Source organism: Saccharospirillum impatiens DSM 12546 (genome assembly GCF_000423605.1).
Taxonomy (GTDB): Bacteria; Pseudomonadota; Gammaproteobacteria; order Pseudomonadales; family Natronospirillaceae; genus Saccharospirillum; species Saccharospirillum impatiens.
On sequence record NZ_AUIH01000011.1, the window covers coordinates 57,963 to 78,890 of the forward strand.

General features: G+C 58.4%; 21 protein-coding genes. 12 read left to right on the plus strand and 9 right to left on the minus strand.

Going from position 1 to position 20,928, the window contains the following annotated elements; all coding sequences use genetic code 11:
* The first annotated feature begins 6 nt into the window (after window positions 1-6).
* Both G565_RS0109645 and G565_RS0109650 read left to right on the plus strand, forming a co-directional pair.
* On the plus strand, window positions 7-2,592 hold the full coding sequence (locus tag G565_RS0109645) for a bifunctional diguanylate cyclase/phosphodiesterase (protein WP_028670738.1): 2,586 nt from the start codon (window positions 7-9) through the stop codon (window positions 2,590-2,592).
* The gene (locus G565_RS0109650; RefSeq protein ID WP_051207708.1) at window positions 2,589-3,275 is read left to right on the plus strand and encodes an NAD-dependent epimerase/dehydratase family protein; all 687 of its coding nucleotides are present in this window, start codon (window positions 2,589-2,591) and stop codon (window positions 3,273-3,275) included. Before G565_RS0109645 ends, G565_RS0109650 begins: the two co-directional genes overlap by 4 nt.
* Here G565_RS0109650 and G565_RS0109655 read toward each other — a convergent pair.
* A complete protein-coding gene (locus G565_RS0109655) occupies window positions 3,253-3,765 on the minus strand; it encodes a hypothetical protein (protein ID WP_028670740.1) in 513 nt (170 codons plus the stop codon). The genes G565_RS0109650 and G565_RS0109655 overlap by 23 nt on opposite strands.
* A 171-nt stretch (window positions 3,766-3,936) precedes the next feature.
* Between G565_RS0109655 and G565_RS0109660 the strand changes: the two genes are divergently transcribed.
* Window positions 3,937-5,433 carry a YifB family Mg chelatase-like AAA ATPase gene (locus G565_RS0109660; protein WP_028670741.1) on the plus strand — a complete coding sequence of 499 codons (1,497 nt, stop codon included), beginning with the start codon at window positions 3,937-3,939 and terminating at the stop codon, window positions 5,431-5,433.
* Window positions 5,434-6,092: 659 nt separating this feature from the next.
* On the opposite strand, the gene G565_RS0109665 is transcribed toward G565_RS0109660, so the two are convergent.
* Entirely contained in the window at window positions 6,093-6,854 is a 762-nt protein-coding gene (locus G565_RS0109665; protein ID WP_028670742.1) for an exodeoxyribonuclease III, read from the minus strand.
* A 326-nt stretch (window positions 6,855-7,180) separates the two neighbouring features.
* Between G565_RS0109665 and pyrE the strand changes: the two genes are divergently transcribed.
* On the plus strand, window positions 7,181-7,867 hold the full coding sequence (gene pyrE / locus G565_RS0109670; RefSeq protein ID WP_051207710.1) for an orotate phosphoribosyltransferase: 687 nt from the start codon (window positions 7,181-7,183) through the stop codon (window positions 7,865-7,867).
* A gap of 363 nt (window positions 7,868-8,230) precedes the next feature.
* Entirely contained in the window at window positions 8,231-8,860 is a 630-nt protein-coding gene (locus G565_RS0109680; RefSeq protein WP_028670745.1) for a hypothetical protein, read from the plus strand.
* Window positions 8,861-8,997: 137 nt separating this feature from the next.
* Here the strand turns inward: G565_RS0109680 and G565_RS25995 are convergent, their stop codons facing one another.
* Window positions 8,998-9,597, minus strand: a complete 600-nt coding sequence (locus G565_RS25995) for an acyloxyacyl hydrolase (protein ID WP_028670746.1) — start codon at window positions 9,595-9,597, stop codon at window positions 8,998-9,000.
* Window positions 9,598-9,800: 203 nt separating this feature from the next.
* Between G565_RS25995 and lptM the strand changes: the two genes are divergently transcribed.
* The 5 genes from lptM (at window position 9,801) to G565_RS0109710 (ending at window position 14,410) form a co-directional block, all read left to right on the plus strand.
* A complete protein-coding gene (gene lptM, locus G565_RS26750) occupies window positions 9,801-9,935 on the plus strand; it encodes an LPS translocon maturation chaperone LptM (RefSeq protein WP_157600047.1) in 135 nt (44 codons plus the stop codon).
* A 9-nt stretch (window positions 9,936-9,944) separates the two neighbouring features.
* Window positions 9,945-11,225, plus strand: coding sequence for a diaminopimelate decarboxylase (gene lysA / locus G565_RS0109695; RefSeq protein ID WP_051207711.1), 1,281 nt, complete (start codon window positions 9,945-9,947; stop codon window positions 11,223-11,225).
* A gap of 6 nt (window positions 11,226-11,231) precedes the next feature.
* A complete protein-coding gene (gene dapF, locus G565_RS0109700) occupies window positions 11,232-12,059 on the plus strand; it encodes a diaminopimelate epimerase (RefSeq protein WP_028670748.1) in 828 nt (275 codons plus the stop codon).
* Window positions 12,056-12,730 (plus strand): DUF484 family protein, encoded by a 675-nt coding sequence (locus G565_RS0109705; protein ID WP_028670749.1) that lies wholly within the window; start codon window positions 12,056-12,058, stop codon window positions 12,728-12,730. Before dapF ends, G565_RS0109705 begins: the two co-directional genes overlap by 4 nt.
* A 162-nt stretch (window positions 12,731-12,892) precedes the next feature.
* On the plus strand, window positions 12,893-14,410 hold the full coding sequence (locus G565_RS0109710; protein ID WP_028670750.1) for a putative bifunctional diguanylate cyclase/phosphodiesterase: 1,518 nt from the start codon (window positions 12,893-12,895) through the stop codon (window positions 14,408-14,410).
* 68 nt (window positions 14,411-14,478) lie between these two features.
* Here G565_RS0109710 and rimI read toward each other — a convergent pair whose 3' ends face one another.
* The 4 genes from rimI to G565_RS0109730 form a co-directional block, all read right to left on the minus strand.
* Entirely contained in the window at window positions 14,479-14,919 is a 441-nt protein-coding gene (rimI, locus tag G565_RS23670) for a ribosomal protein S18-alanine N-acetyltransferase (protein ID WP_051207713.1), read from the minus strand.
* On the minus strand, window positions 14,919-15,695 hold the full coding sequence (locus tag G565_RS0109720) for a hypothetical protein (RefSeq protein WP_028670751.1): 777 nt from the start codon (window positions 15,693-15,695) through the stop codon (window positions 14,919-14,921). The genes rimI and G565_RS0109720 overlap by 1 nt, the downstream gene beginning before the upstream one ends.
* The gene (locus G565_RS0109725; protein WP_028670752.1) at window positions 15,692-17,245 is read right to left on the minus strand and encodes a 2-isopropylmalate synthase; all 1,554 of its coding nucleotides are present in this window, start codon (window positions 17,243-17,245) and stop codon (window positions 15,692-15,694) included. The genes G565_RS0109720 and G565_RS0109725 overlap by 4 nt, the downstream gene beginning before the upstream one ends.
* 79 nt (window positions 17,246-17,324) lie before the next feature.
* Window positions 17,325-18,236 carry an SDR family NAD(P)-dependent oxidoreductase gene (locus G565_RS0109730; RefSeq protein WP_028670753.1) on the minus strand — a complete coding sequence of 304 codons (912 nt, stop codon included), beginning with the start codon at window positions 18,234-18,236 and terminating at the stop codon, window positions 17,325-17,327.
* A 200-nt stretch (window positions 18,237-18,436) separates the two neighbouring features.
* Here G565_RS0109730 and G565_RS0109735 point away from each other — a divergent pair, with 200 nt between their 5' ends.
* Together G565_RS0109735 and G565_RS0109740 are read left to right on the plus strand one after the other, a co-directional pair.
* On the plus strand, window positions 18,437-18,745 hold the full coding sequence (locus G565_RS0109735; RefSeq protein ID WP_028670754.1) for a 4a-hydroxytetrahydrobiopterin dehydratase: 309 nt from the start codon (window positions 18,437-18,439) through the stop codon (window positions 18,743-18,745).
* Between the two features lies 1 nt (window position 18,746).
* Window positions 18,747-18,977, plus strand: a complete 231-nt coding sequence (locus G565_RS0109740) for a hypothetical protein (protein WP_028670755.1) — start codon at window positions 18,747-18,749, stop codon at window positions 18,975-18,977.
* On the opposite strand, the gene G565_RS23675 is transcribed toward G565_RS0109740, so the two are convergent.
* Window positions 18,928-20,076 carry a hypothetical protein gene (locus G565_RS23675; RefSeq protein ID WP_051207716.1) on the minus strand — a complete coding sequence of 383 codons (1,149 nt, stop codon included), beginning with the start codon at window positions 20,074-20,076 and terminating at the stop codon, window positions 18,928-18,930. The genes G565_RS0109740 and G565_RS23675 overlap by 50 nt on opposite strands.
* Before the next feature lie 153 nt (window positions 20,077-20,229).
* Window positions 20,230-20,928 (minus strand): fibronectin type III domain-containing protein (locus G565_RS27460; protein ID WP_425413971.1); only part of this gene is annotated, 699 nt, incomplete at its 5' end.

A 20,928-nucleotide genomic window follows, 5' to 3' on the forward strand; every position in this document is an offset into this window, starting at 1 on the left:
CAAAATATGGCAGTGAGCATTCACACCCTCCTGATCGACATCGGCACTGACGATGGCCTGACCCAACTGGCTGCGCTTCAGAAGGCGATAGAGGATGACGCTCGTCTGTTAATTCTGGCCTTTTCCAGTGCGCAGCCGAACCAGCTGGCCAGTCTCCTGCCCTGGGTGGAAGCGCTGTGGCCCAGGGCTACGGTGGCAGGGGCATATGGATCGCAATTGATTCACCAGGGTGTTGTCAGTGAACACACCTTGATGCTGCAGTTTATGACCTTTGAACGAACCGACGTTCGCTTGAACTATGTGCGCTGGCAAGGCGATGAGCGTGAGTTGGGCGAGCGCCTGTTTGACCCGGTATGCCGGCCAGACAGCCGACTGGCGCTGACCTTCCTGGGCGCCGAACACGGCGATGTGTCTGCTCTGACTCACTGGGTCAATCGTCAGTACCCGAATCTGGCCCTGGTCGGCGGATGTATTAGCCATAAAAGCCAGGGCTGGCTGTATGCCGACGGACAGTTTCTGGACCACCATGCCCTAACCATCACTCTGAGCAATGAAACACTCGATGTCACTGCGCAATCCTATTCGGAATGGCATCTGATCGGCCGCACCTGGACGGTCACCAAGGCCGTTGGCAACACCCTGTATGAGCTCGATCAGCAACCCGCCCAGGCGCTGTATGCACGCTACCTCACCGAAACCTTCGCCGATGACTCGCTGGCGGGCGAACCGCATGACGATGTACGTTATGAAAGCTTTCCGCTGATGCGCATCAACGACAAACAAAACACCCTGAGTGCTCCGGTACGCCGACTCTCTGATGGCGGACTGATCATGAGTACGCCGCTGCTTGAAGGTGATCGGGTTCGTTTCGCTTACAGCCACCCGTCCATGACGCTGGAGCAGGTCAATCGCGGCGCTGAAGCGCTGCATGGTAAACGTCCCGAGCTGATTCTGAGTTTCAACTGCGCCTCCCGACAACGCCTGGACCACCAGGAAACGGAGCGTGAACTCCAGCCATTTCAGGCCATGGCCCCGCTCAGCGGGGTCTTTTGTTACGGCGAACTGATGCATGAAAAAGGGCGCACCCGGCTACTGCAGCACAGCCTGGTTACGGTTGCCATTGCCGAAGACCCGGCCCTGGAGCGGCCCATGCCCGCTCTGGAACGCCACGCTCTGGCCCCCCTGTTTCGCCTGATCCAGGCGTCGGTCGAAGATCTGGACCAGGTCAATCGCAACCTTGAAGCCGACATTCGCCGCACCACACAGGAGTTGTTACGCAAGTTCGAGACCGACAGTGTCACCGGACTGGCAAACCGGGTCGCTCTGTTGCAATGCCTGCGCGACGACGACCCCTGGCCCATCGTTCAGGTCTGCAGCCTCAAGATCAATAACCTGCGCCAGATCAACAATCTTTATGGGTACAGCGTTGGCGATCAGCTGCTGCGCAGTCTGAGTGCCTCCATTCAGACCGACATCACCGAACTGCTGCCCACCACGGCCCTGGTGTTTCGCGGCTCACCCAACGAATTCCTTGTGGTCGCCCCTGACGCCTGCCCGATGAACAGTTTCTACAAAGGCATGGCCCAGTTGACTGAACGCATGCAAAATCAGTCGGACCTGTTCAGCGATAAAGTCGTGCAAAATGTGCTGCCCATTCTGCTAACGGCAGGCACGGCTCACCGCGCCGAGTTGCCTCCGGAGATGAGTCACAGTACCGAAGATTTGCTGATCAAAGCGTCTGAAGCGAGACGACATGCCTATCGGCATCAACTGCCCATCGCTCGTGCCATTGATTTGCCGGGCACCGACCGAGGGAAGCGGGATGGCCTGATTTGGCTGAGCCGTATTCGAACCGCGCTGGGCAGCGGCGACATTCTGCCCTATGTTCAGCCACTGTTTGACCGCCAGGGCCAGGTACACCACGTCGAAGCGCTGATGCGAGTGCGCCACGAAGGCGTGATTTACAGCCCGGCCAGCTTTCTTGATCTGGTCAAACCGACACAGCTTTACCCGCGCCTGTCGATGGTAATGATTGATGAAACCTTTCGTCTGATGAAGCCGCATAATGTCGGCTTCACACTGAACTTCACCGCTCGCGATCTGGCCAACGAAGCGTTGATCGACCGGCTCAAGTTCTGGTTAAAAAGCGGGGTCGACGCTGAACGGGTCACCCTGGAGATCGTTGAGTCAGACAGTCTGCGCGATTTCGACCGCTTCACCTACACCCTGCACGAATTGCGGCGCCTGGGCTGCAAACTGGCCATCGACGACTTTGGCAGCGCCTACTCAAACCTGGAGCGGGTGATGCGGCTAAAACCGGACTGGATCAAACTCGACGGCAGCCTGATCCGTCATTTGGTCGACAGCGAGGTCAACCGGATTCTGGTCAAACGGGTGGTGCAGCTGTGCCAGGACCTGCACATTCGAACCGTTGCCGAACACGTTCACGATGCAGCAACCAAGTCGATACTGATGGGCATGGGTGTGGATTTCTTTCAGGGCTTCTATCTGGCCAAACCCGAACCCGCCGAAACCTTTAACGTACACGCATTGAAACAACCGGGAAGTGACTTCGAGGAGAGCCTGGCATGAAAGACACCAACGCACCGCAGCACGCGTCGACGGCTCTGGTGGTCGGCGGTACGGGTCTGATCGGCAGCTCACTGCAAAAGCGCCTGAAACCGGACCATTTCGACCCCGTCTGGCTGCTGACCCGGCGGCCCCAACCGAAGAGCCAGTCTCATCTGCACTGGGTAAACACCGATTTCACCACCTGGCCGGACGCTTCGGCCATGGACCTGCAAGGCGGCACCTTATTCTGCACGCTGGGAACGACGCTCAAAAAAGCTGGCTCACGCGAGGCTTTTGTCGCGCTGGACCGGGATCTGGTGGTCAATACCGCGCACTGGGCCCGCGATCTCGGCGTGCGCACCTGCTTGTTCGTATCCAGCCTGGGGGCTGATCCGCAAAGTCGCCAACTGTACTTGCGCACCAAGGGTGAGGCCGAACAGGAGCTCATCGCCCTGGGGTTCGACCGACTGGTCGTGATGAGGCCCTCCCTGTTACTCGGCCATCGCAACGAATTCCGCTTGGGTGAACGCCTGGGTGCAGCCTTTGGCGCCATGCTCAGGCCCGCATTGTCAGGGCCTTTGTTAAAATACAGGCCCGTGCAGGCTGATCAGGTTGCCGCAGCCATGGTTGCCGCAGCGAGCAAGCCGGGCCCGGCAATTGATATCTGGGAGTCAGGACGGATCAGCCAGTTTCGCAGTGAGTGATCGACGTCCAGCGCCAGTAGGCACCCGTTGCATCCCGATTGCGCAATGTCAGGCAGATATCGCCAACAGAAATCTCCCAGTGATCGGAGGCGACAACGGTACGCTGCCACTGTTCCTCAGGCAGCGCTTGTAACCGCCGCGCCAGTGCTGACAGCAGCCCTGGCGTCGAGTCGACCATAGAGACCGCGCCGGGCGTTAACAGCGCCACTGCCTGGCCAGGCTCGGGATGCGATGTCAGTAACAGATCACGCTCCAGCAACTGCAAAATACGAGCGTGCTCCTGCGATCGCAGCCCCGTCTCTTCCAGGTCCCCGGCCTGCAGGTCGTCTTCACCGGCCGCCACAGCCATCAACCGCTGCAGCAATCGCTCAGGCGCGTGGGTCTCTCGCTCCAGCCGGTCCTGGTACCCTTTTACCCCCCAGACGGCGAGCAGCATCAGCACAAGACCCGAGGCAGCAGCCATCAGCCCCCATTGAATTGGTTTGGTCAATTGGATTCCCTTATACAGAGGGTTAAGCACCCGAATGTGTGAAAGCAGTGACCATCATACCAATGAAGGTCGACTCGATCACAGAGCCAGTCACCTTGCCTTGCTCCAACGTTCGGGCTGACGTAGCGTTCAGACCACTCACTCCACACCGCACAGCAATCAGGGAAGAAGATGACACTCGCCGTTCTGTACAGTAGGGCCCGCGTCGGGATGGACGCGCCACTGGTGACCATCGAAGTTCACCTGTCAAACGGGTTGCCCGCCTTCAACATGGTTGGCCTGCCGGAAACGGCAGTCAAGGAAGCCCGCGACCGGGTACGCTCCGCTATCATTAACAGCCAGTTCGATTTTCCGGACCGGCGCATCACCGTCAATATGGCGCCCGCCGATCTGCCCAAGCAAGGGGCGCAGTTCGACCTTGCCATTGCCCTGGGCATACTGGTGGCCAGTAACCAGTTGCCGGCCGATAAGATTGAAGAGTACGAATTTCTCGGTGAACTGGCCTTGTCCGGCGATCTGCGGCCCGGTCCGGGTGCCCTGCCTGCTGCCATCGCCTGTACTCAGGCCGGGCGCGGCCTGGTTACCAGCAAAGACAACGCGGCCGAAGCCGCACTGGCCAGCGACAGCACCGTTCGCTATGGGGAACATCTGCTGCAAGTCACCAGCCATTTCAGCGGTCAGAACGCTCTGCCACAGGCCCACTATGAACCGGCCACCGATGTTGAGCCAATGCCCGACATGGCCGATGTCAAAGGTCAACACAGCGCCAAGCGCGCTCTTGAGATCGCGGCGGCTGGTCGCCACAATTTGCTTTTTTTCGGTCCTCCGGGAACCGGCAAGACCCTGCTCGCTTCACGCCTGCCCGGCCTGCTGCCCGCATTGCGCGAGCGTGAAGCTCTGGAAGTGGCCAGTGTGCAAAGCATCTGCGGTTTGCCGCTGAACTGGGGCCGGCGCCCTTTTCGGTCACCGCACCACACGGCCTCGGGCGTCGCGCTGATCGGGGGCGGCTCTATTCCAAGGCCAGGGGAAGTCACTCTGGCACACCGGGGCGTGCTGTTTCTGGATGAGTTGGCGGAGTTTCCACGCACCGTGCTTGATGTACTGCGCGAACCGATGGAAAGCGGCGAAGTCCACATCGCCCGGGCTGCTCGTCAAACCCGCTTCCCGGCCCGGTTTCAACTGGTCGCGGCCATGAACCCGACCCCTGGCGGCTACAGCCCGGATGACCCGCGATCACAACGCTACACCCGTGAGCAGATGCAACGCTATCTGGCCAGACTGTCCGGCCCCTTTCTCGACCGAATCGACCTGCACATCGAAGTCCCGGCGCTGCCCAAGGCGTTGCTGACCCGCAACACCGAGGAAGAATCCAGTGCTGACGTCCGCGCCCGTGTAGAACTGGCCTGGTCCCGGCAACTCGATCGCCAGGGCTGTGCCAACGCGGAGCTGTCCGGCAAGCCGTTGGAGCAGGCTTGCCGGTTGGGCCAGGCCGAACAAACCCTGCTCGACTCAGCGCTCGACAAACTCGGACTCAGCGCCCGCGCCTATCACCGGGTGCTCAAAGTAGCCCGCACCCTGGCCGACCTGAACGGCCGCCCGACACTGGAGCGCACCGACCTGATCGAAGCGCTCAATTGTCGGCAGCTGGAAAAATTAATGCGGGTTTAGTGGCTTATTATATTGATTAGGCACAAAGCCGTGCTGGCCACCGGGTAGACCAGACCGGGGCCGGCATAAACCCATCCATGGGGCCTAGGGAGCCTCTGAATAACTCCCCCGGGGCTCTGGCTTATCCGAGGGACGCTGCCACAAGGCGGACTCATGCAGGAATGTCTGGACCTTTCAAATGAGTCCAACGCGGTGGCAGCGTTCCTCGGAAAGCCCCTGCGGGCGCGGCTAAAACGTCCTGCCCCGGCGTTGCACTTCTTGACAAGGGCTACGGCCATTGCGCTGCGAAGTGCGCCTTGTGCCAGGACGTTTTAGCTCGCGCAGAGCCCTGGGGGAGTTGTTCAGAGGCTCCCTAGACTTCGGCATCCATGCCTCAGACTTCCCCGGTCAGGTCTACCCGGTAGCCAGCACTGGTCTCTGGCTTCATTGGATACAACAAAAAATGCTCGGGAGCCACTACCTGAATAGCTCTAAATATTAATATTGGAGGTTGTTGAGGAGGCTAGCGGCGGGTGCCGGGTGTGCCCTTGTGGGGTAGTCCGCAGCAGGGATGCTGCGGTCTAGGCTCCATGGAGGGATTTACGCCGACCCCACAAGGGCACACCCGGTATCCGGTGCGGACCAATGCCGCCAAACCGAGCCGAACCCCTGGACGTGATTTAGAAATCGATGTCGTATTCGATGACCACTGGTAAGTGCGGCGAGATTCGAGGCTCGCGCAGTATACCGACGTCTAGCACGAAGTCGGCTATGTTAGGGGTGATCATCTGGTAATCGAGCCGCATGCCGTTGGCCTGAGCTTCATCGAAGGGCCACCAGGTGTGCTGGCGATCCTTGCGGTTCATCAGACGGAAGGCATCGACAAAACCGATGGGGCCGGTAGCCTGGTCCATCCAGGCGCGCTCTTCGGGTAAAAAGCCCGATTCACGCTGATGGGTTTCCCAGTTGCCCAGGTCGATCGAGCGATGGGCAATCTGGTAGCTGCCAGCAAAGATAAACTCACGGCGCTTGCGCCGGGTTTTCTTCATGTGCTGCTGCAACACCTCCAGAAAGGCCAGTTTGTGCTCGATCTCATCTTCAGTCTGAGCGTAAGGCACGGCAATGGACGCGATGCTCACGTTATTGAAATCAGCCTGAATAAAGCGGCCTTCCAGGTCCCATTGCGGTGAACCCAGCCCGCGAATAATGGCTTTGGGCATAACCCGGCTGTAGATCGCAGTACCGGAGTAACCATCCTCTTCCGCATCGCAGAAAAAGGCATGGTAGCCCGGGACGTCCAGAAACGCCTCGGGCAACTGATATTCCTTGGCACGGACCTCCTGAACACATACCACATCCGCGTCCAGTTTCTCCAACCATTCGAAGAAACCGCGCTGGGCAGCGTTCACCAGGCCATTAACATTTAGGGTGACGACTTTCATCCTGTCTATCCAGTCAACAAGCGCGCGTATCATATCGGCGCACATCCGCACTGTCACGGCTTTGAACGGCGATCGCGTCACTGATTTTAAAGGTTTTTCCGGCTTTTACCTTTTATTGGGGCAAAACCGCCATATCCAATCGTCATCGAGCATGGTCCGGTACAACCGGGCACTTCTTTTTTTATTTTTGCGTGATCTGTCATTCTGCTTTTTAATCGAATCCGCCTTTCCGCTATACTGCCGCGCCCAGCGGGATTCCAAAAGAATCTCGCCAGCAGGTCCGATTGGGCCTCGTTCGTGATCCGCCGACACAAGGGCCTAACACCATGGATAGACCATTTTCGACTGGAAGTACAGCCACAACGGCTCAATGGCAGCAGGATTTCATTCGCTTCGCGATCGATGCCGGCGCCCTGACCTTTGGCGAGTTCACGCTGAAATCGGGCCGTGTCAGCCCCTATTTTTTCAACGCTGGTCAGTTCCAGACCGGTGACGCCCTGAGCCGGCTGGGCCAGGTCTATGCCCGGGCACTGGTCAGCTCAGGCCTCGATTTTGATCTGGTGTTCGGCCCTGCTTACAAAGGCATTCCCCTGGCAACCACGACGGTCGTCTCACTGCAGCGTGATCATGGACGCAACGTTCCCTATGCGTTCAATCGCAAAGAAGCCAAAGACCACGGTGAGGGCGGTCAGATCGTTGGTGCACCACTCGAAGGGCGCATTGTGATCGTCGACGATGTGATCACAGCCGGAACCGCCATTCGCGAAGTACAGACGCTGATGCAACAGTTCCCCAACGCCAAGCTGGCCGGGGCCGTGGTCGCAATGGATCGTCAGGAAAAGGCACCGGGTGAAGAACGATCGGCCATTCAGGCACTGGAAGCCGAATTCGGCTTGCCCATCGTTCCGGTCATCACCTTTAGCCAGGTTATTGATTACGTCGCGACCCAGCCCGACTTTACACGGCACCTGGCCGCGGTTGAAGACTACCGGGCGCGCTATGGGGTGATTTGATTCAGGAGAAGTTCAGCCTACTGAGCTAGACTTCCCGTCAAAGCCTGAACCCGGGAGCATGAGGCCAGGCCGATGGTCGCCAATAATCTGTGCGAGTTGCAACAACAGATCAACGGCCATGTTCACACCACAACAACTCAAAATGGCCGTGTGTGCCTGCCACCCGCAATCAACGGCTTGGCAGTCAGCGAGTTCGCCGGCGCTTACACGTTCCAGAGCCAGAGGGCTGAAAATCATGGAATTTATACAGCCCACTAGGCACAATGGTTAAATCTTAGTCAAAACACCCTGGTGGCATTACTTGCCACGATTGCACCGGCCTGACGGCCGCCCATGATCTGAATACACGCGAGTCAGTATTTTATGTCCAATCGCCTGATCGCCCTGCTGTTGACGCTGAGCCTGATTCCGCTGGCGGCCGAGGCACGCCAGTTTTTCCGCTACAAGGATGCCGAAGGCCAGACTGTGATCAACAGCAGCATTCCGCCTGAATTTGTCAAAAATGGGTACGAGGTCATAGACGACAAAGGCGTTGTGTTGCGGGAGGTTGCACCTCAGTTAAGTGAGGAAGAAATCCGCAATCGCCGGGCTGAAGAACAGCGGGTTCAGGAGGAGCGCGTACGCGATGCCGAGTTGGTCAAGCTGTATCGCAGCCCGGGTGACGTAGACCGCGCCATGCGCACCTGGTTAAGTCGGTTGGATATGGAAATCCGCCTAAAGGACAATCGCATCGACATTCTCCGGACCGAATTCAACACCCTGCAGTCCGAGGCGGCCAATCAGGAGCGGGCCGGGCAGACCGTCGATACCGAACTGCTGACGCAGATGCGCGGGATCGAAGCGGAGATTGCCGAGTACCAGGCAGAGATCGATGAAGTCGAGGCGCGTAAAACCGAAGCTCGCGAAGACTTCACAGCCGATCGCGAACGCATGGAAATCATCTACGAGCGTCTGAACGGCCGCCCCTGGCAAGACTCCAGCGCCTCAAACTGAGGCTATGCAGGTTACTGGCAAAGACGCCTTGCCTTTTTGCGCCCCTCCCTGCCGTTCGCCATTCTGAGTCACCTGCCGCCTTGTTATGCATAAGCCGACCAGGTCAGGATGACCCGCTTATCTGAGGCATGCCGAGGTTAATAGTGGTATTTCAGCACCAGACCATGAAAATTCTGGCCGTTATTGGGTTTTTCGATGCTGCCATTGGAAATGTGCTGATAGCGCCAGCCCAGTTGCCAGTTCTGGTACACATAACCCAGCCCAAGAATCTGACTAAAATGCCAGTAAGTACTGTACTGGTCAGGCCCCAGGGACGTTGAGCTGAGGTAAGCGGCGCCCAGCCCGGTTTCAAGTACGGCGTGCCCGGGTCCGGCTGGCAGGGACCAGTCGAACAGGGGGGTCAGATTGGCCATCGGTTGCTCTTCATCCCGGTAAGTACTGGATCCGAGCGCCAGTTCAAGCCCGGTATTCACCTGCAATGGTCCGTAGGTGCGCTCGACCGGCAATGCCCAGTTCAACAACAACCGGGCACGTTCCTTACCGTCGTCCCAACCGATATCCAGCCCTGCCTGTCGAGCGTTGACCAGGTTCACCACCAGTGCTGACCCGACCGAGGCACCCACGGCCAGGTTATACAACTTGATCTCTTCAGCCGCCGCGCCCGCCGACAACGTTGCCATAGCAACAGCCAGAACTGCCACCGGCCGGGTGATCTGCGATTGTTTTGCCCAAACCATAGTTCATTGCGCTCCTTAACCGATTATTGATGCCGCAGAGTATACCCCGGCCGGGCACCGATGGGACTGACCCGGAGCCTAAGCCGGTCCGCGACCGCATTAACCGGTTGTTACGCCCGCCGTATCTGCGTTGCCAGGGTGGGCGAGGCCCGGACGCTCGCGTATACTCTTGTTTTACAGCCACCACGCCAGTCTTACACATGATGCACCGGACTCTGTCACTGCTCGCGTTGATTCTCAGCACCTCAGTATTGCTGGCTGGCTGCGGGCAAAAGGGTGACCTGTACCTGCCTGCCGACGAGGCCCAAGCGACTTTCATCACTGACATTGGAAACTGACCGCCGACTATGACTCAACCAGCATCACCGACCAATCCCGCCGCTGCATTTACCTATCAACAAGGTCAATTGACTGTTGAGCAGGTACCGCTGATGCACCTGGCCGAGCAGTATGGTACGCCGCTATATGTATATTCTCGTTCGGCCATTGAGTTTCAGTTCAATCAATACCTGACCGGCCTGGGCGATCACCCGGGGCTGATCTGCTACGCGGTGAAAGCCAACTCTAACCTCGCCGTGCTCGATGCCCTGGCCCGGTCCGGGGCCGGCTTCGATATTGTCAGTATCGGTGAGCTGGAGCGAGTGCTGGCAGCAGGGGGTGACCCGGCCAAAGTCGTCTTTTCCGGCGTCGCCAAGCAGAGCCATGAAATGCGCCGCGCGCTCGAAGTGGGTATTCATTGCTTCAACGTGGAATCCGAGGCTGAGCTGGAACGGCTCAACCGGGTTGCCGGTGAAATGAACCGGACCGCGCGGATATCACTGCGCGTGAACCCGGATGTCGATGCCCAGACCCATCCCTATATTTCCACCGGCCTGAAGCAGAACAAGTTCGGCGTTGCCATTGATCAGGCCATACCGGTGTATCAGCATGCACAGCAACTGCCCAATATCGAGGTGGTTGGTGTCGATTGCCATATTGGCTCACAAATTCTGAATACGGCACCCTTTGCCGATGCGCTGAGCCGTTTGCTCACGCTGATTGATGAACTGGCCACGCTTGGCATCCGGATACAGCATCTGGATCTCGGAGGCGGGCTGGGCGTCAAATACCAGAGCGATGACGTCGAGCCCGACGTTGCAGCCCACGTTCGCTCCATCGTCGAGGCGCTGGCCGACCGGTCGCTGTCTCTGATCCTGGAGCCCGGGCGCAGCATTGTCGCCAATGCCGGTGTCATGCTGACCCGCGTGGAGTACCTGAAATACAACGGTGAGCATGCCTTTGCCATTCTTGATGCGGGTATGAACGACCAGATCCGCCCGGCGCTGTATCAGGCCTGGATGGAGGTAAAACCCCTGGTCGAAGCCCGTCAGGGAACCGACGCGCGCTGGGACCTGGTGGGTCCCATCTGCGAAACCGGTGATTTTCTGGCCAAGGATCGACGCATGACCCTGGCCCCGGGGGACGTTCTGGCCGTGATGTCGGCGGGCGCCTACGGGATGGTCATGGCGTCGAACTACAACACCCGCAACCGTGCGGCTGAAATCATGGTGCAGGGCAGCGAGTCCCAACTGGTGCGCAAGCGCGAGACGCTGCAAGATCAATTGCAACTCGAATCGCGGTTAAGCTGAGGGTCTATGCGGCTGAAATTCACCAAAATGCACGGTCTTGGCAATGATTTCATGGTCATTGACGGTGTCACCCAGCCGGTTGAATTCAACGCGGCGGACATCGAACGGTGGGCCGACCGGCACATGGGCATTGGCTTCGATCAACTGTTGCTGGTTGAACCCCCGACTCGTCCGGACCGCGACTTTCGCTACCGCATATTCAATGCCGACGGTACCGAGGTCGAAAACTGCGGCAACGGTGCCCGGTGTTTCGCACGCTTTGTCGTCGACCACCAACTGATTCATGCCGATCGCGTCCGCGTTGAAACCGCTGGCGGCGACCTTGAACTGATTCTGCACCCGGACGGTCAGGTTACTGTCGATATGGGTCGCCCGCGCCTGACTCCCGACCGCATCCCCTTTGAGGCAGACAGCCGGGCCAGCCAATACAGGGTGGCCATCGCCGATGGCAGCACGGTTAGCCTGGCTGCGGTTAACATGGGCAATCCACATTGCGTCCTCCGGGTCGATGATGTGGACACCGCAGCCGTCGAGACACTGGGCCCGGAACTGGAAAGCCATGCGCGTTTTCCACAACGGGTTAACGTCGGCTTTCTGCAGGTGATCGACCGGCACAACGCTCGACTGCGGGTTTTTGAACGCGGCGTGGGTGAAACCCTGGCCTGTGGTACTGGCGCCTGTGCAGCCATGGTGGCCGGTGTGATCAATGAATGGTTTCAGGACCATGTACGCATCACCCTGCCGGGTGGTACGCTGCTGATCGAATGGTCCGGTGAAGGCAATGTGCTGATGACCGGGCCGGTTGAGACCGTATACGAAGGAGTGATCGGGTGACTGAGTCGGTGAATACCGAGACGCTGGATCTGGACGCGATGGTAACCTATCTGCGCCACCACCCCCGTTTTTTTGAAGACCACCCCAATCTTCTGAAAAAGCTGCACCTGCGTCACGAGAGTGGCGACGCCATTTCCCTGATCGAGCGTCAGAACCAGATATTACGTCAGGAAAACCGGCAGCTCATTGACCGTCTTAACCAGTTCATTCAGGTGGCCCAACGCAACGACCGCCTGTTTCTGAAACTGCAGCGGCTGATACTGGAATTGCTGCCCGAAACTCGCCTGAATGGCTTATTGGAGCGCCTGCAACAGGGTCTGCAGCGGGACTTCGATGTTCATGAAACCACCGTGATTCTGTTCAATCACGCCCCGGGCGATGGTGACGGTTGGTTGCAAACCTCCCGCGCCCAGATTGCCGAGGCGTTTCCGGCCGTTATCGACCAGGGCAAAGCGGTTTGCGGCGCGCTGGAACCCTCACTGACCCAACTGCTGTTTGCCAATGCGGATGTGGGCTCAATCGCGCTGGCCCCCCTGACTCAAGGTCAGGAGGTCGTAGGTGTTCTGGCACTGGGTCACAGCAGTGCAGAGCATTTTCGCAGCGGCACTGAAACCCTGTTTCTCACCCATCTGGCCCAGGTTACCAGCCTGCAGATGGACCGTGCCGATTAATACTTAACGCTCGCCGTTCAATTAGGAATCATCGCCCTGAAACCGCACCCGGTAACAGGACGCCCCGCAGACAGTCAGCTACACTCTGGAAAATACCCGGTTTCGTGGCTCGGCTATGGCAGCAGCCTGGCCGCCGCCGCTTGCGTAAGGATCTCTGGCTTCATGCGACATCGCTTTACCCGTCCCGCCGGACGCATCACTCTGACCTACCTGGTCATCGCCTTGCTCTGGATCGCCTTTTCCGACCGGGCAGCCGAAGCGTTGTTCGCCGACCCTCAGTTGCTTAACCGGGTGCAGACCATCAAAGGCGGGTTCTTTGTACTGGCCACCGGGCTGTTGCTCTATATTCTGATGCATCGCACCCTGCACCGCATTGAGATCGTTGCCCTGGAGGACAGCCTGACCGGCCTACCCAACCGTCTCGCCTTTACCCGTGAGCTTGCCCTACGCTGCCAGACCAGTCTGGCCCGCGATCAGCGCTTTACCTTAACGCTGATGGACATTGATCATTTTACCGACCTCAATGACGAACAGGGCCACGCCCGGGGCGACGAACTGCTCATCATGACTGGCCAGCAACTGCGGCGCCTGCTGGACAGAGACTGGTACATCGCCCACATGGGGGGAGATGAATTCGGGCTGCTGTCACCCCCGGGGCTCAGCATCCAGGAAACCCGGGAGCGGCTCGACTGGCTACAACACGCCGTCATGCGGGGTAGCGAGCATGACCTGATGCTGAACCACACCCTCAGCGCCGGCTCCTGTGAGTTTCCAAAAGACGCCCGTACCGGCCAGGACATGCTGCGACAGGCCGACATGGCGCTGTCGCGAGCCAAACACCAGGGCCGGGACCGGCATTCGTTCTACCATGAAGAACTGAAGCGTACCTTGCTGGAGCGCCTGTCTCTGGCGAAAGACTTGCGTGATGCGGTGGAACAGCGAGCATTTACGCTGGTGTATCAACCGCAATGGTCGGTGTCGACCTCGCGCTGGGTAGGTGCGGAAGTGCTTGTGCGCTGGCACCATGCCGAGCGTGGCTGGGTGCCTCCCGATCAGTTCATTCCCCTGGCAGAGCGCGAAGGCATGATCCACCGGGTCACCGAATGTGTGGTGGAAAAAACACTGACCGAGCTCAACCAGGCCGGGCTTGACCGGGCTGCCCTGCCGTCACTGTCGATCAACCTGTCACATCTGACGTTGTTGCATGACAACACCATGTCTTTGCTCCACCACCTCATCGATCAGCGTGCCGACAATCTTCCTGCTGTCATGTTCGAAATCACCGAAACCGCCACCATGGAAAACCTGGATCGCACGCTCAGTGCCATGCAGGAATGGCAACTGAAGGGCATTGATTTCTCCATCGATGACTTCGGCACCGGCTATTCATCTTTGTCCCGGTTAAAGCAGCTGCCGCTGAAAGAACTGAAAATCGACCGAAGCTTCATCATGGACTTACCCGCCGATCAGAACGACGCGGTCATCACCCAGGCGATTCTGGCGATGGCAAAAACACTGTCTCTGAACGTTGTAGCCGAGGGGGTGGAAACCCTGGAGCAGTCTGATTTCCTGCAGACTCATGGCTGCACCATCATGCAAGGCTATTACTACGCCAGACCCATGCCCATAGAGGCACTTACAGCCAGGCTAACCGAACCGGTAAACGAGCCCACCCGGTGAATCACACGGACACGCCTGAATACCCATCCTGAAACAAACATTTTCCCCGGCTATGCCAGGCGCATGAATCAGTCAGTCAGAGACAAGGCCATGACCAGGGCGTCTTCAGCACCCTGCGGCGCAGCGTAGTAACCCTTGCGTTGCCCGATCGTGCCAAACCCCAGAGACTGGTACAGTGCAATGGCCGCCTGATTGGAACGGCGCACTTCCAGTATCGCTTGTCGCTGACCCGCTGAGCGCTGGCTCTGTAACCAGATGTCCAGCATCTGTCGCCCCCACCCTTGCCGCTGGTGTTCGCTGGCAACAGCCAGATGCATCAGTGTTGTTTCATCAAGAACGGACTGACTGACCAGAAAGCCAACGGCTTCACCGCCTGAGATGGCAAGCTGCAATTGTCCAGCCCTGAGCGCGCGATTCAGGGCCGTTTCAGGCCAGGGGTATGGTCCTGATCCCAGATCAATATGCCGCACCCGATCGAACGCTTGCGGTTTTGCCTGCGTCAGGTCCATCAGGCATTCCGGTCGATGGACTGGATCAGGGGTTTCAGGCGGTGCCAGCAAATGGCCTTCTTCATCGGCTCATTCAACATTTGATACAGAGACGGCAACCCGACCCAGGGCACATCGCCGTAGTCGCCTTGCGGCTGCTGCCAGCCCTGGAGTTTCGGCATGACAGCCCCAAACGACAGCATCATCGAAGGCTGATACTGCCGGATGAACTGGTCCAGTTTTTCATCCACATAGACCCGGGCCTGGTCGAGCCCCTGGTCCACCTTGCGGTTGGTGAACAGTGGCCATTGCACCACGTGGTGGGTTCGCACATCGGCGGCTCCGACCCCCAGGGTGGCCAGTATGTTCAGCAAAAGTTGCTGGCCGGTGTCCGTGGGCTGACTCAAACCCCGGGCCAGCGTGTCTGCAATGAGGTAATCGCCCACCACGCTCAGTGACAGGGCAAAACGCGGCACCGGAGCGGCCTTGCTGCGCACGACCGGAGGGCCAGCCGTTTCCGCCCTGGGTTCGGCCGCCGTTGCAGACCCGGTCGAGAGGGGCTCGGTTGCGTCTGCTGTCGGTCGCTCTTCAGGTGTGGGTATCGGCGCGGGCACTGCACGGGCATCGCCCGGGCCTGCGCTGTCTGCTGGCGAAGTCGGGTAATCCGTATCATCCAGATCAAAGATCAGCGGCGCCGGGGCGGCCGGTAGCCGAACCCTGGGGTACCAGCTGTCGATTCCCATTGCCTCCAGATAATGCTGGCGGCTGGCTTCTGGCAGGGGCGTAAAACCACTCATACGGTAATTTGCGGGTGGGGTTTGGCCGGCGCGCTGAGTATCAGATTCAGCGCCTTGATGTAGGCTTTGGCTGATGCCACGACGATGTCGGTATCACTGCCTGCGCCGTTCACTATACGTCCGGCCTTCTCCAGGCGAACCGACACCTCCCCTTGCGCCTCTGTGCCTGCGGTAATGGCATTCACCGAGTACAATTGCAGTTGCGTACCGGAGTGCACCAGGCTGTCGATGGCCTTGAAACTGGCATCAACCGGGCCGTCACCGGCCGCTTCGGCTTCAACGGTCTCCCCTTCGATCTCGAGCACCACCCTGGCCAGCGGCGATTCGCCCATCACACTGTGGCTAACCAGATGTTTCAGTTGAATCCGGTCAGGCACATCGGTGTCCTGCTCAACCTGAGACATCAGGGCGTGCAAATCTTCGTCGAAAATATCGTGTTTCTTATCAGCCAGCGTCTTGAAGCGAGTAAAGGCATCAATCAGCTCTGCGTCTGACTCGAACTGATAACCCAGGTCTACCAGACGCGTCTTGAACGCATTTCGGCCCGAGTGCTTGCCCAGCACCATGCGGTTGGCGTTCCAGCCGACGGCTTCAGCCGACATGATTTCATAGGTCTCACGGTGTTTGAGCACACCGTCCTGATGAATACCCGACTCGTGCGCAAAGGCGTTGGCGCCAACAATGGCTTTGTTGGGTTGCACCGGAAAACCAGTCACCGAGGATACCAGCCGTGAGGCCGGAACAATGTGGAGGGCGTCTATGCCAGTATCGACCGGGAACAAGTCCTGACGGGTGCGCACCGCCATGACAATTTCCTCCAGAGCCGCATTGCCAGCGCGCTCGCCCAGGCCATTGATGGTGCACTCCACCTGACGAGCACCTTGTAACACCGCTGCCAGCGAGTTCGCCACAGCCAGGCCCAGATCATTGTGACAATGCACCGAAAACACCGCCTGGTCGGCATTGGGCACCCGGTTCATGATGTCGTGAATCAGTTGGCCAAACGCCTCCGGTACGGCATAGCCCACGGTGTCGGGAATGTTGATGGTGGTGGCGCCGGCGGTAATGGCCCGCTCAATGATGCGACACAGAAAATCAAGCTCACTGCGACCGGCGTCTTCACAGGAAAATTCAACATCGTCGGTATACTGGCGGGCTTTGGTAACGGCCCGCACGGCCTGCTCGACCACGGCATCCGGCTGCATTTTCAACTTGTATTTCATGTGAATCGGCGAGGTGGCGATGAAGGTGTGAATGCGCGCGCGCTCGGCACCCTCAAGTGAGCCGGCGGCCGCTTCAATGTCGGCATCGAGTGCCCGGGCCAGGGAACAGATGGTGCTGTCGCGCACGGTACGGGCAATGGCATTGATGGCGTCGAAATCGCCCTTCGAGGCAGCCGCAAAACCGGCTTCAATGACGTCGACCCGCATTTTCTCCAGCGCCCGGGCAATGCGGACTTTTTCATCCCGCGTCATCGACGCACCGGGGCTTTGCTCGCCATCGCGCAGGGTGGTGTCGAAGATAATGAGATTGGGGGTCGGGGCAGTCATGGCAACACTCCGGTCAGCCTGTGTACAGACGCCTAGTGTACACCAGATTGCCCCCGATCCTCATGCGCTGGCGTGGTTTTTAAGCACCCGCCGGGTGGTGCCGCTGCCAGGCATCGTCACACAGGTCCAGCAAAGATTGCCGGGTCTGTGGCAACTCACGTGTCCAGAAGAAGGGATAGACTTTGCGCGGTTCCCGGTCAAACCAGAATTCGCCAACAGGCAACTGGCGGCCTTCAGCCAGACACCAGTAAATCGTATCAGCCCCTTCTTCACTGGTGCGCAGCCGGTCGCCCATTTTACTGGAAAAACCGGGCAGCGCCTCGCGCAGTGCGGGTGTTCCCACCCAGCCAGGGTGGGATGCTGAAAAAGTATAGCCAGGAAACAACCGCGGCAGCTCCTGGTTCAGAATGACCTGGGCACGCTTCGCGTTGGCGTAGGATTTAACCTTGTCGTAGCGGCGACTTTCCCAACACAAATCCCCAAGCTCCAGCTTCTGCAAATACATGCCGCCGCTGGCGGTCAAATGAACCGGAGCCCCTTCGGGAAGCAACTTTTGCTCCATGCAGCGGCGAATCAGCAAATAGTGACCCACCACCTGGGAGGCAAAGATGACATCATACCGGTCTTCAACCAGCATCAGCTTATCGGGCATGCCTCCGGCATTGCAGACCAGGGCGTCGAGCTGCGGTAACGGCTGCGCCAGCACCTCATCAAAACGGGTCATGTCGAGTTCGATAAACTGCACACCCAGCTTCGCCAGCCCCGACTCATCGAATTTTTCCTGGCCCCGCCCGGTTACCCAGACCGTCGCACCCGCACTGGCCAGGCGCTCAGCCAGGGCAGCACCGATACCGCTGGTACCGCCGGTAATCAGCACCCGCTGGCTCGCCAGCCGCGCATTGTCTATTGCACTGAAATGCCGGGCATGGCGCTGATACCCTGTCCGGTCGAAGGAGTAGACAATACTGTAATCCTTTAGCGTGTCGAACATGCCATACGCCTCTCTGGTGATGATGGGTTTAATAGCTTCAACTACGGCGAATAGTTGCTTATGGGTCACTTCGCTGCTGTGAGGTTGCACAGTAGCGACAAGCTGACAGTGGCATCGCGTCTTCGACAGCCATTGGCAATTCACAGAGGAAAGCGACCTTGTTATGGTGACCCCTCACTTGGTCATCAGGAAGGTTCACTATGACAGACGCCTACACAACGGTCGAATGCAAGTCAGAACTGGCGGCGCTAAACACCGGTCTCGATTTCCCCTGGGGGCTGGAAGACGACAAGCTGACCAAAACGTTCACGTTTTCAAATTTCATCACCGCCTTCGGCTTTATGACCCAGGCGGCCATGGTTGCCGAGAAAAGCAACCACCATCCGGAGTGGTTCAACGTTTATAAAACGGTAAAGGTACAGCTGACTACCCACGATGCGGGCGGCATTTCACAGAAAGATTTCGACCTGGCCCGTCGCATGGAAAAGCTGGCGACCGGGCAACGTTGATATGGGGTTGACGCTGCACCTCAACTGTTTCGGAGAAATTGTTGAAGGCAACTACTACCGGGGCTACTGCCTGCTCAGTGAGGATGCCGAAGAGCCCGGCGCCCTGTTTCTGGTGGTCTATGCCGGACCCGACCAGACCTCCGAGGTCTTGCTGAGCGAATGGTTCCCGTCGATTCAGGCGGTCAATCACTTTGCACGGGATCAGAACTGGTCGATTGAGTGGCGCTCGTAACCGGCTCGCATGCGTCTGGCCGGGCAGTGCAGGCTGCCTCGGTGGCGATGCTCACATCGACCAGATAGTACAGCGAATCGAGCCCCAGACTGATGCGGCCCATATTGTGAAACACCAGCCCCAGCGCAATGTCCTCGGCGCTGTATCGCTCGGCATCGCGGGCAAATTGACGGGCAGCGGCTCCGGGTTCGTCCTCCCCCAACAACTGCATCATCCGCCCGATACCGCCATGGTACGCCTGCACCAGCAACAGCGAATAAAGCTGCTCACGCTGAGCGTCGGGCAGGTGGCCAAACCGGCGCTCAAAAACCGGGCGCAGATTACGATCATTCTGCTGGTACAGCCTCACCGCACAATCGACCTGAGCCATCCGGTGCAGGTGAAATCGCTCGGCAATTTCACAATCTCCCAGCACTTCCGGGCGCAGTTGTAACAAACCGACGGCTTGCGCTGCCGAGAAACTTTCTTTACGTGCTCCGCTCTCGATCAGAATCTGACCAACAAAGGCTTGCACAACCGCATCGCCCGGATCAAACCCCTGGCGTTCTGCTTTATCCTGAAATACCTGTTGAACCAGATCGATAAGCGGAATCGGATTCTGCTCGGAGCCAGCGACCATACCATCCCAGGTACCCCAAACCCGATCCTCCTGTTCCGTACCAAGCAACCGGTCGATGGCGGCGTTCAGATCAACGTGAGGCTGGTCACAGCGCAACGCAAACGGGTAACCCGTTTCAGACGCCGCGCCGCCAACCCACCGGTGTACGCGCTCATCGCGATAGAGTTGCTCGCGAATCCGGTTGAGTCGCTCCTGATTCTCGGCAACGCTTGCTTCGTTTTCAAACCAGGTCAGAAAACGACCGCGCTGATCAAACAGAATGTGTCTGTCCGGTTGCTCGCAATAACTTTGTTCCAGTAGTACCCAGCGACGAATAATGGAGATGTTCTGATAAAACCCATCACTGAAAACGTAGGGCGTGTCGCGAATCACCTGCAACCAGGGAGCAGGCGTCGGCTCATTGTCAGCGTGCAGCGGGCTCGTGATCAGCACCATGGTTAGCAAACAATGATGCAGAAGCCGAACAATACCAGTGTGCATGATGCGCTCTCTTACCAGACAGAACGACCAGTCTACTGAAGCTTGCGATGGTTACCAGCGGCAACGCTTCCATCCCCACTACTCACGCCACAGATCCAGCAAAAAAAAACCCCGGCGCAAGCCGGGGTCAATTGAGTGTCCATCCTTACTCACTCACTGGGCTGTTACGAAATCGCTGTAAATGCCGTTGCTGTCAAACGTCGCCACCTGAAACTCATAGTCGGCACCGGGCAAATCTTCGATTAAATACTGGTCAGTCGACGCTTCGTCAATCACCAGGGTGATAAATTCGTCGGCACCGGTTTCACGGTAACGAATTTCATAACCACCGATTTCTTCAAGACTCAGCGGGTCGCCATTGGCACGCTCCATCGGCACACTCCAGTACAGGGTGACTGAGAGTGTATCGGGCTCGGGCTCAGGTTCCGGCTCATTCAATACCAGAGTCACCGTCGTATGAGCGACAACCGTACCATTCACACGAACAGTCAGTGTGTTGCTGCCTGCTTCCAACCTGTTCAATGGCAAAGCGTTAGCCGTGTTGTAATTGCCACCCGCAAAGTCGTAGGGGTAAACGTCGTCTTCACCGAACCAGCCGCCATTGACATAGAACTCTACACGGCCGGCATCAATATCGTTGGTGGTCAGTGTCAGGTAGTAGGCTTCGCCTTCCATCAGCGTCAGACCTTCAACCACTTGAGCGTTGCTGCGTGACGCCTCCAGCGAATAATCCAGTGAATAACTAACCGGCTCCGGCTCAGGGGTTGGCTCCGGCTCAGGGGTTGGCTCCGGCTCGGGGGTCGGCTCTGGCTCGGGTGTCGGCTCTGGCTCAGGGGTCGGCTCTGGCTCAGG

What these genes read in the sequence shown, in the direction of transcription:
- G565_RS0109710 (WP_028670750.1), top strand. Translation starts at nt 12,893, where the DNA reads ATGCGACATCGCTTTACCCGTCCCGCCGGACGCATCACTCTGACCTAC.
- G565_RS0109665 (WP_028670742.1), bottom strand. Translation starts at nt 6,854, where the DNA reads ATGAAAGTCGTCACCCTAAATGTTAATGGCCTGGTGAACGCTGCCCAG.
- G565_RS0109735 (WP_028670754.1), top strand. Translation starts at nt 18,437, where the DNA reads ATGACAGACGCCTACACAACGGTCGAATGCAAGTCAGAACTGGCGGCG.
- lptM (WP_157600047.1), top strand. Translation starts at nt 9,801, where the DNA reads ATGCACCGGACTCTGTCACTGCTCGCGTTGATTCTCAGCACCTCAGTA.
- G565_RS0109650 (WP_051207708.1), top strand. Translation starts at nt 2,589, where the DNA reads ATGAAAGACACCAACGCACCGCAGCACGCGTCGACGGCTCTGGTGGTC.
- G565_RS0109740 (WP_028670755.1), top strand. Translation starts at nt 18,747, where the DNA reads ATGGGGTTGACGCTGCACCTCAACTGTTTCGGAGAAATTGTTGAAGGC.
- G565_RS25995 (WP_028670746.1), bottom strand. Translation starts at nt 9,597, where the DNA reads ATGGTTTGGGCAAAACAATCGCAGATCACCCGGCCGGTGGCAGTTCTG.
- G565_RS0109725 (WP_028670752.1), bottom strand. Translation starts at nt 17,245, where the DNA reads ATGACTGCCCCGACCCCCAATCTCATTATCTTCGACACCACCCTGCGC.
- lysA (WP_051207711.1), top strand. Translation starts at nt 9,945, where the DNA reads ATGACTCAACCAGCATCACCGACCAATCCCGCCGCTGCATTTACCTAT.
- G565_RS0109645 (WP_028670738.1), top strand. Translation starts at nt 7, where the DNA reads ATGGCAGTGAGCATTCACACCCTCCTGATCGACATCGGCACTGACGAT.
- G565_RS0109720 (WP_028670751.1), bottom strand. Translation starts at nt 15,695, where the DNA reads ATGAGTGGTTTTACGCCCCTGCCAGAAGCCAGCCGCCAGCATTATCTG.
- G565_RS0109680 (WP_028670745.1), top strand. Translation starts at nt 8,231, where the DNA reads ATGTCCAATCGCCTGATCGCCCTGCTGTTGACGCTGAGCCTGATTCCG.
- G565_RS0109660 (WP_028670741.1), top strand. Translation starts at nt 3,937, where the DNA reads ATGACACTCGCCGTTCTGTACAGTAGGGCCCGCGTCGGGATGGACGCG.
- rimI (WP_051207713.1), bottom strand. Translation starts at nt 14,919, where the DNA reads ATGGACCTGACGCAGGCAAAACCGCAAGCGTTCGATCGGGTGCGGCAT.
- pyrE (WP_051207710.1), top strand. Translation starts at nt 7,181, where the DNA reads ATGGATAGACCATTTTCGACTGGAAGTACAGCCACAACGGCTCAATGG.
- G565_RS23675 (WP_051207716.1), bottom strand. Translation starts at nt 20,076, where the DNA reads ATGCACACTGGTATTGTTCGGCTTCTGCATCATTGTTTGCTAACCATG.
- dapF (WP_028670748.1), top strand. Translation starts at nt 11,232, where the DNA reads ATGCGGCTGAAATTCACCAAAATGCACGGTCTTGGCAATGATTTCATG.
- G565_RS0109730 (WP_028670753.1), bottom strand. Translation starts at nt 18,236, where the DNA reads ATGTTCGACACGCTAAAGGATTACAGTATTGTCTACTCCTTCGACCGG.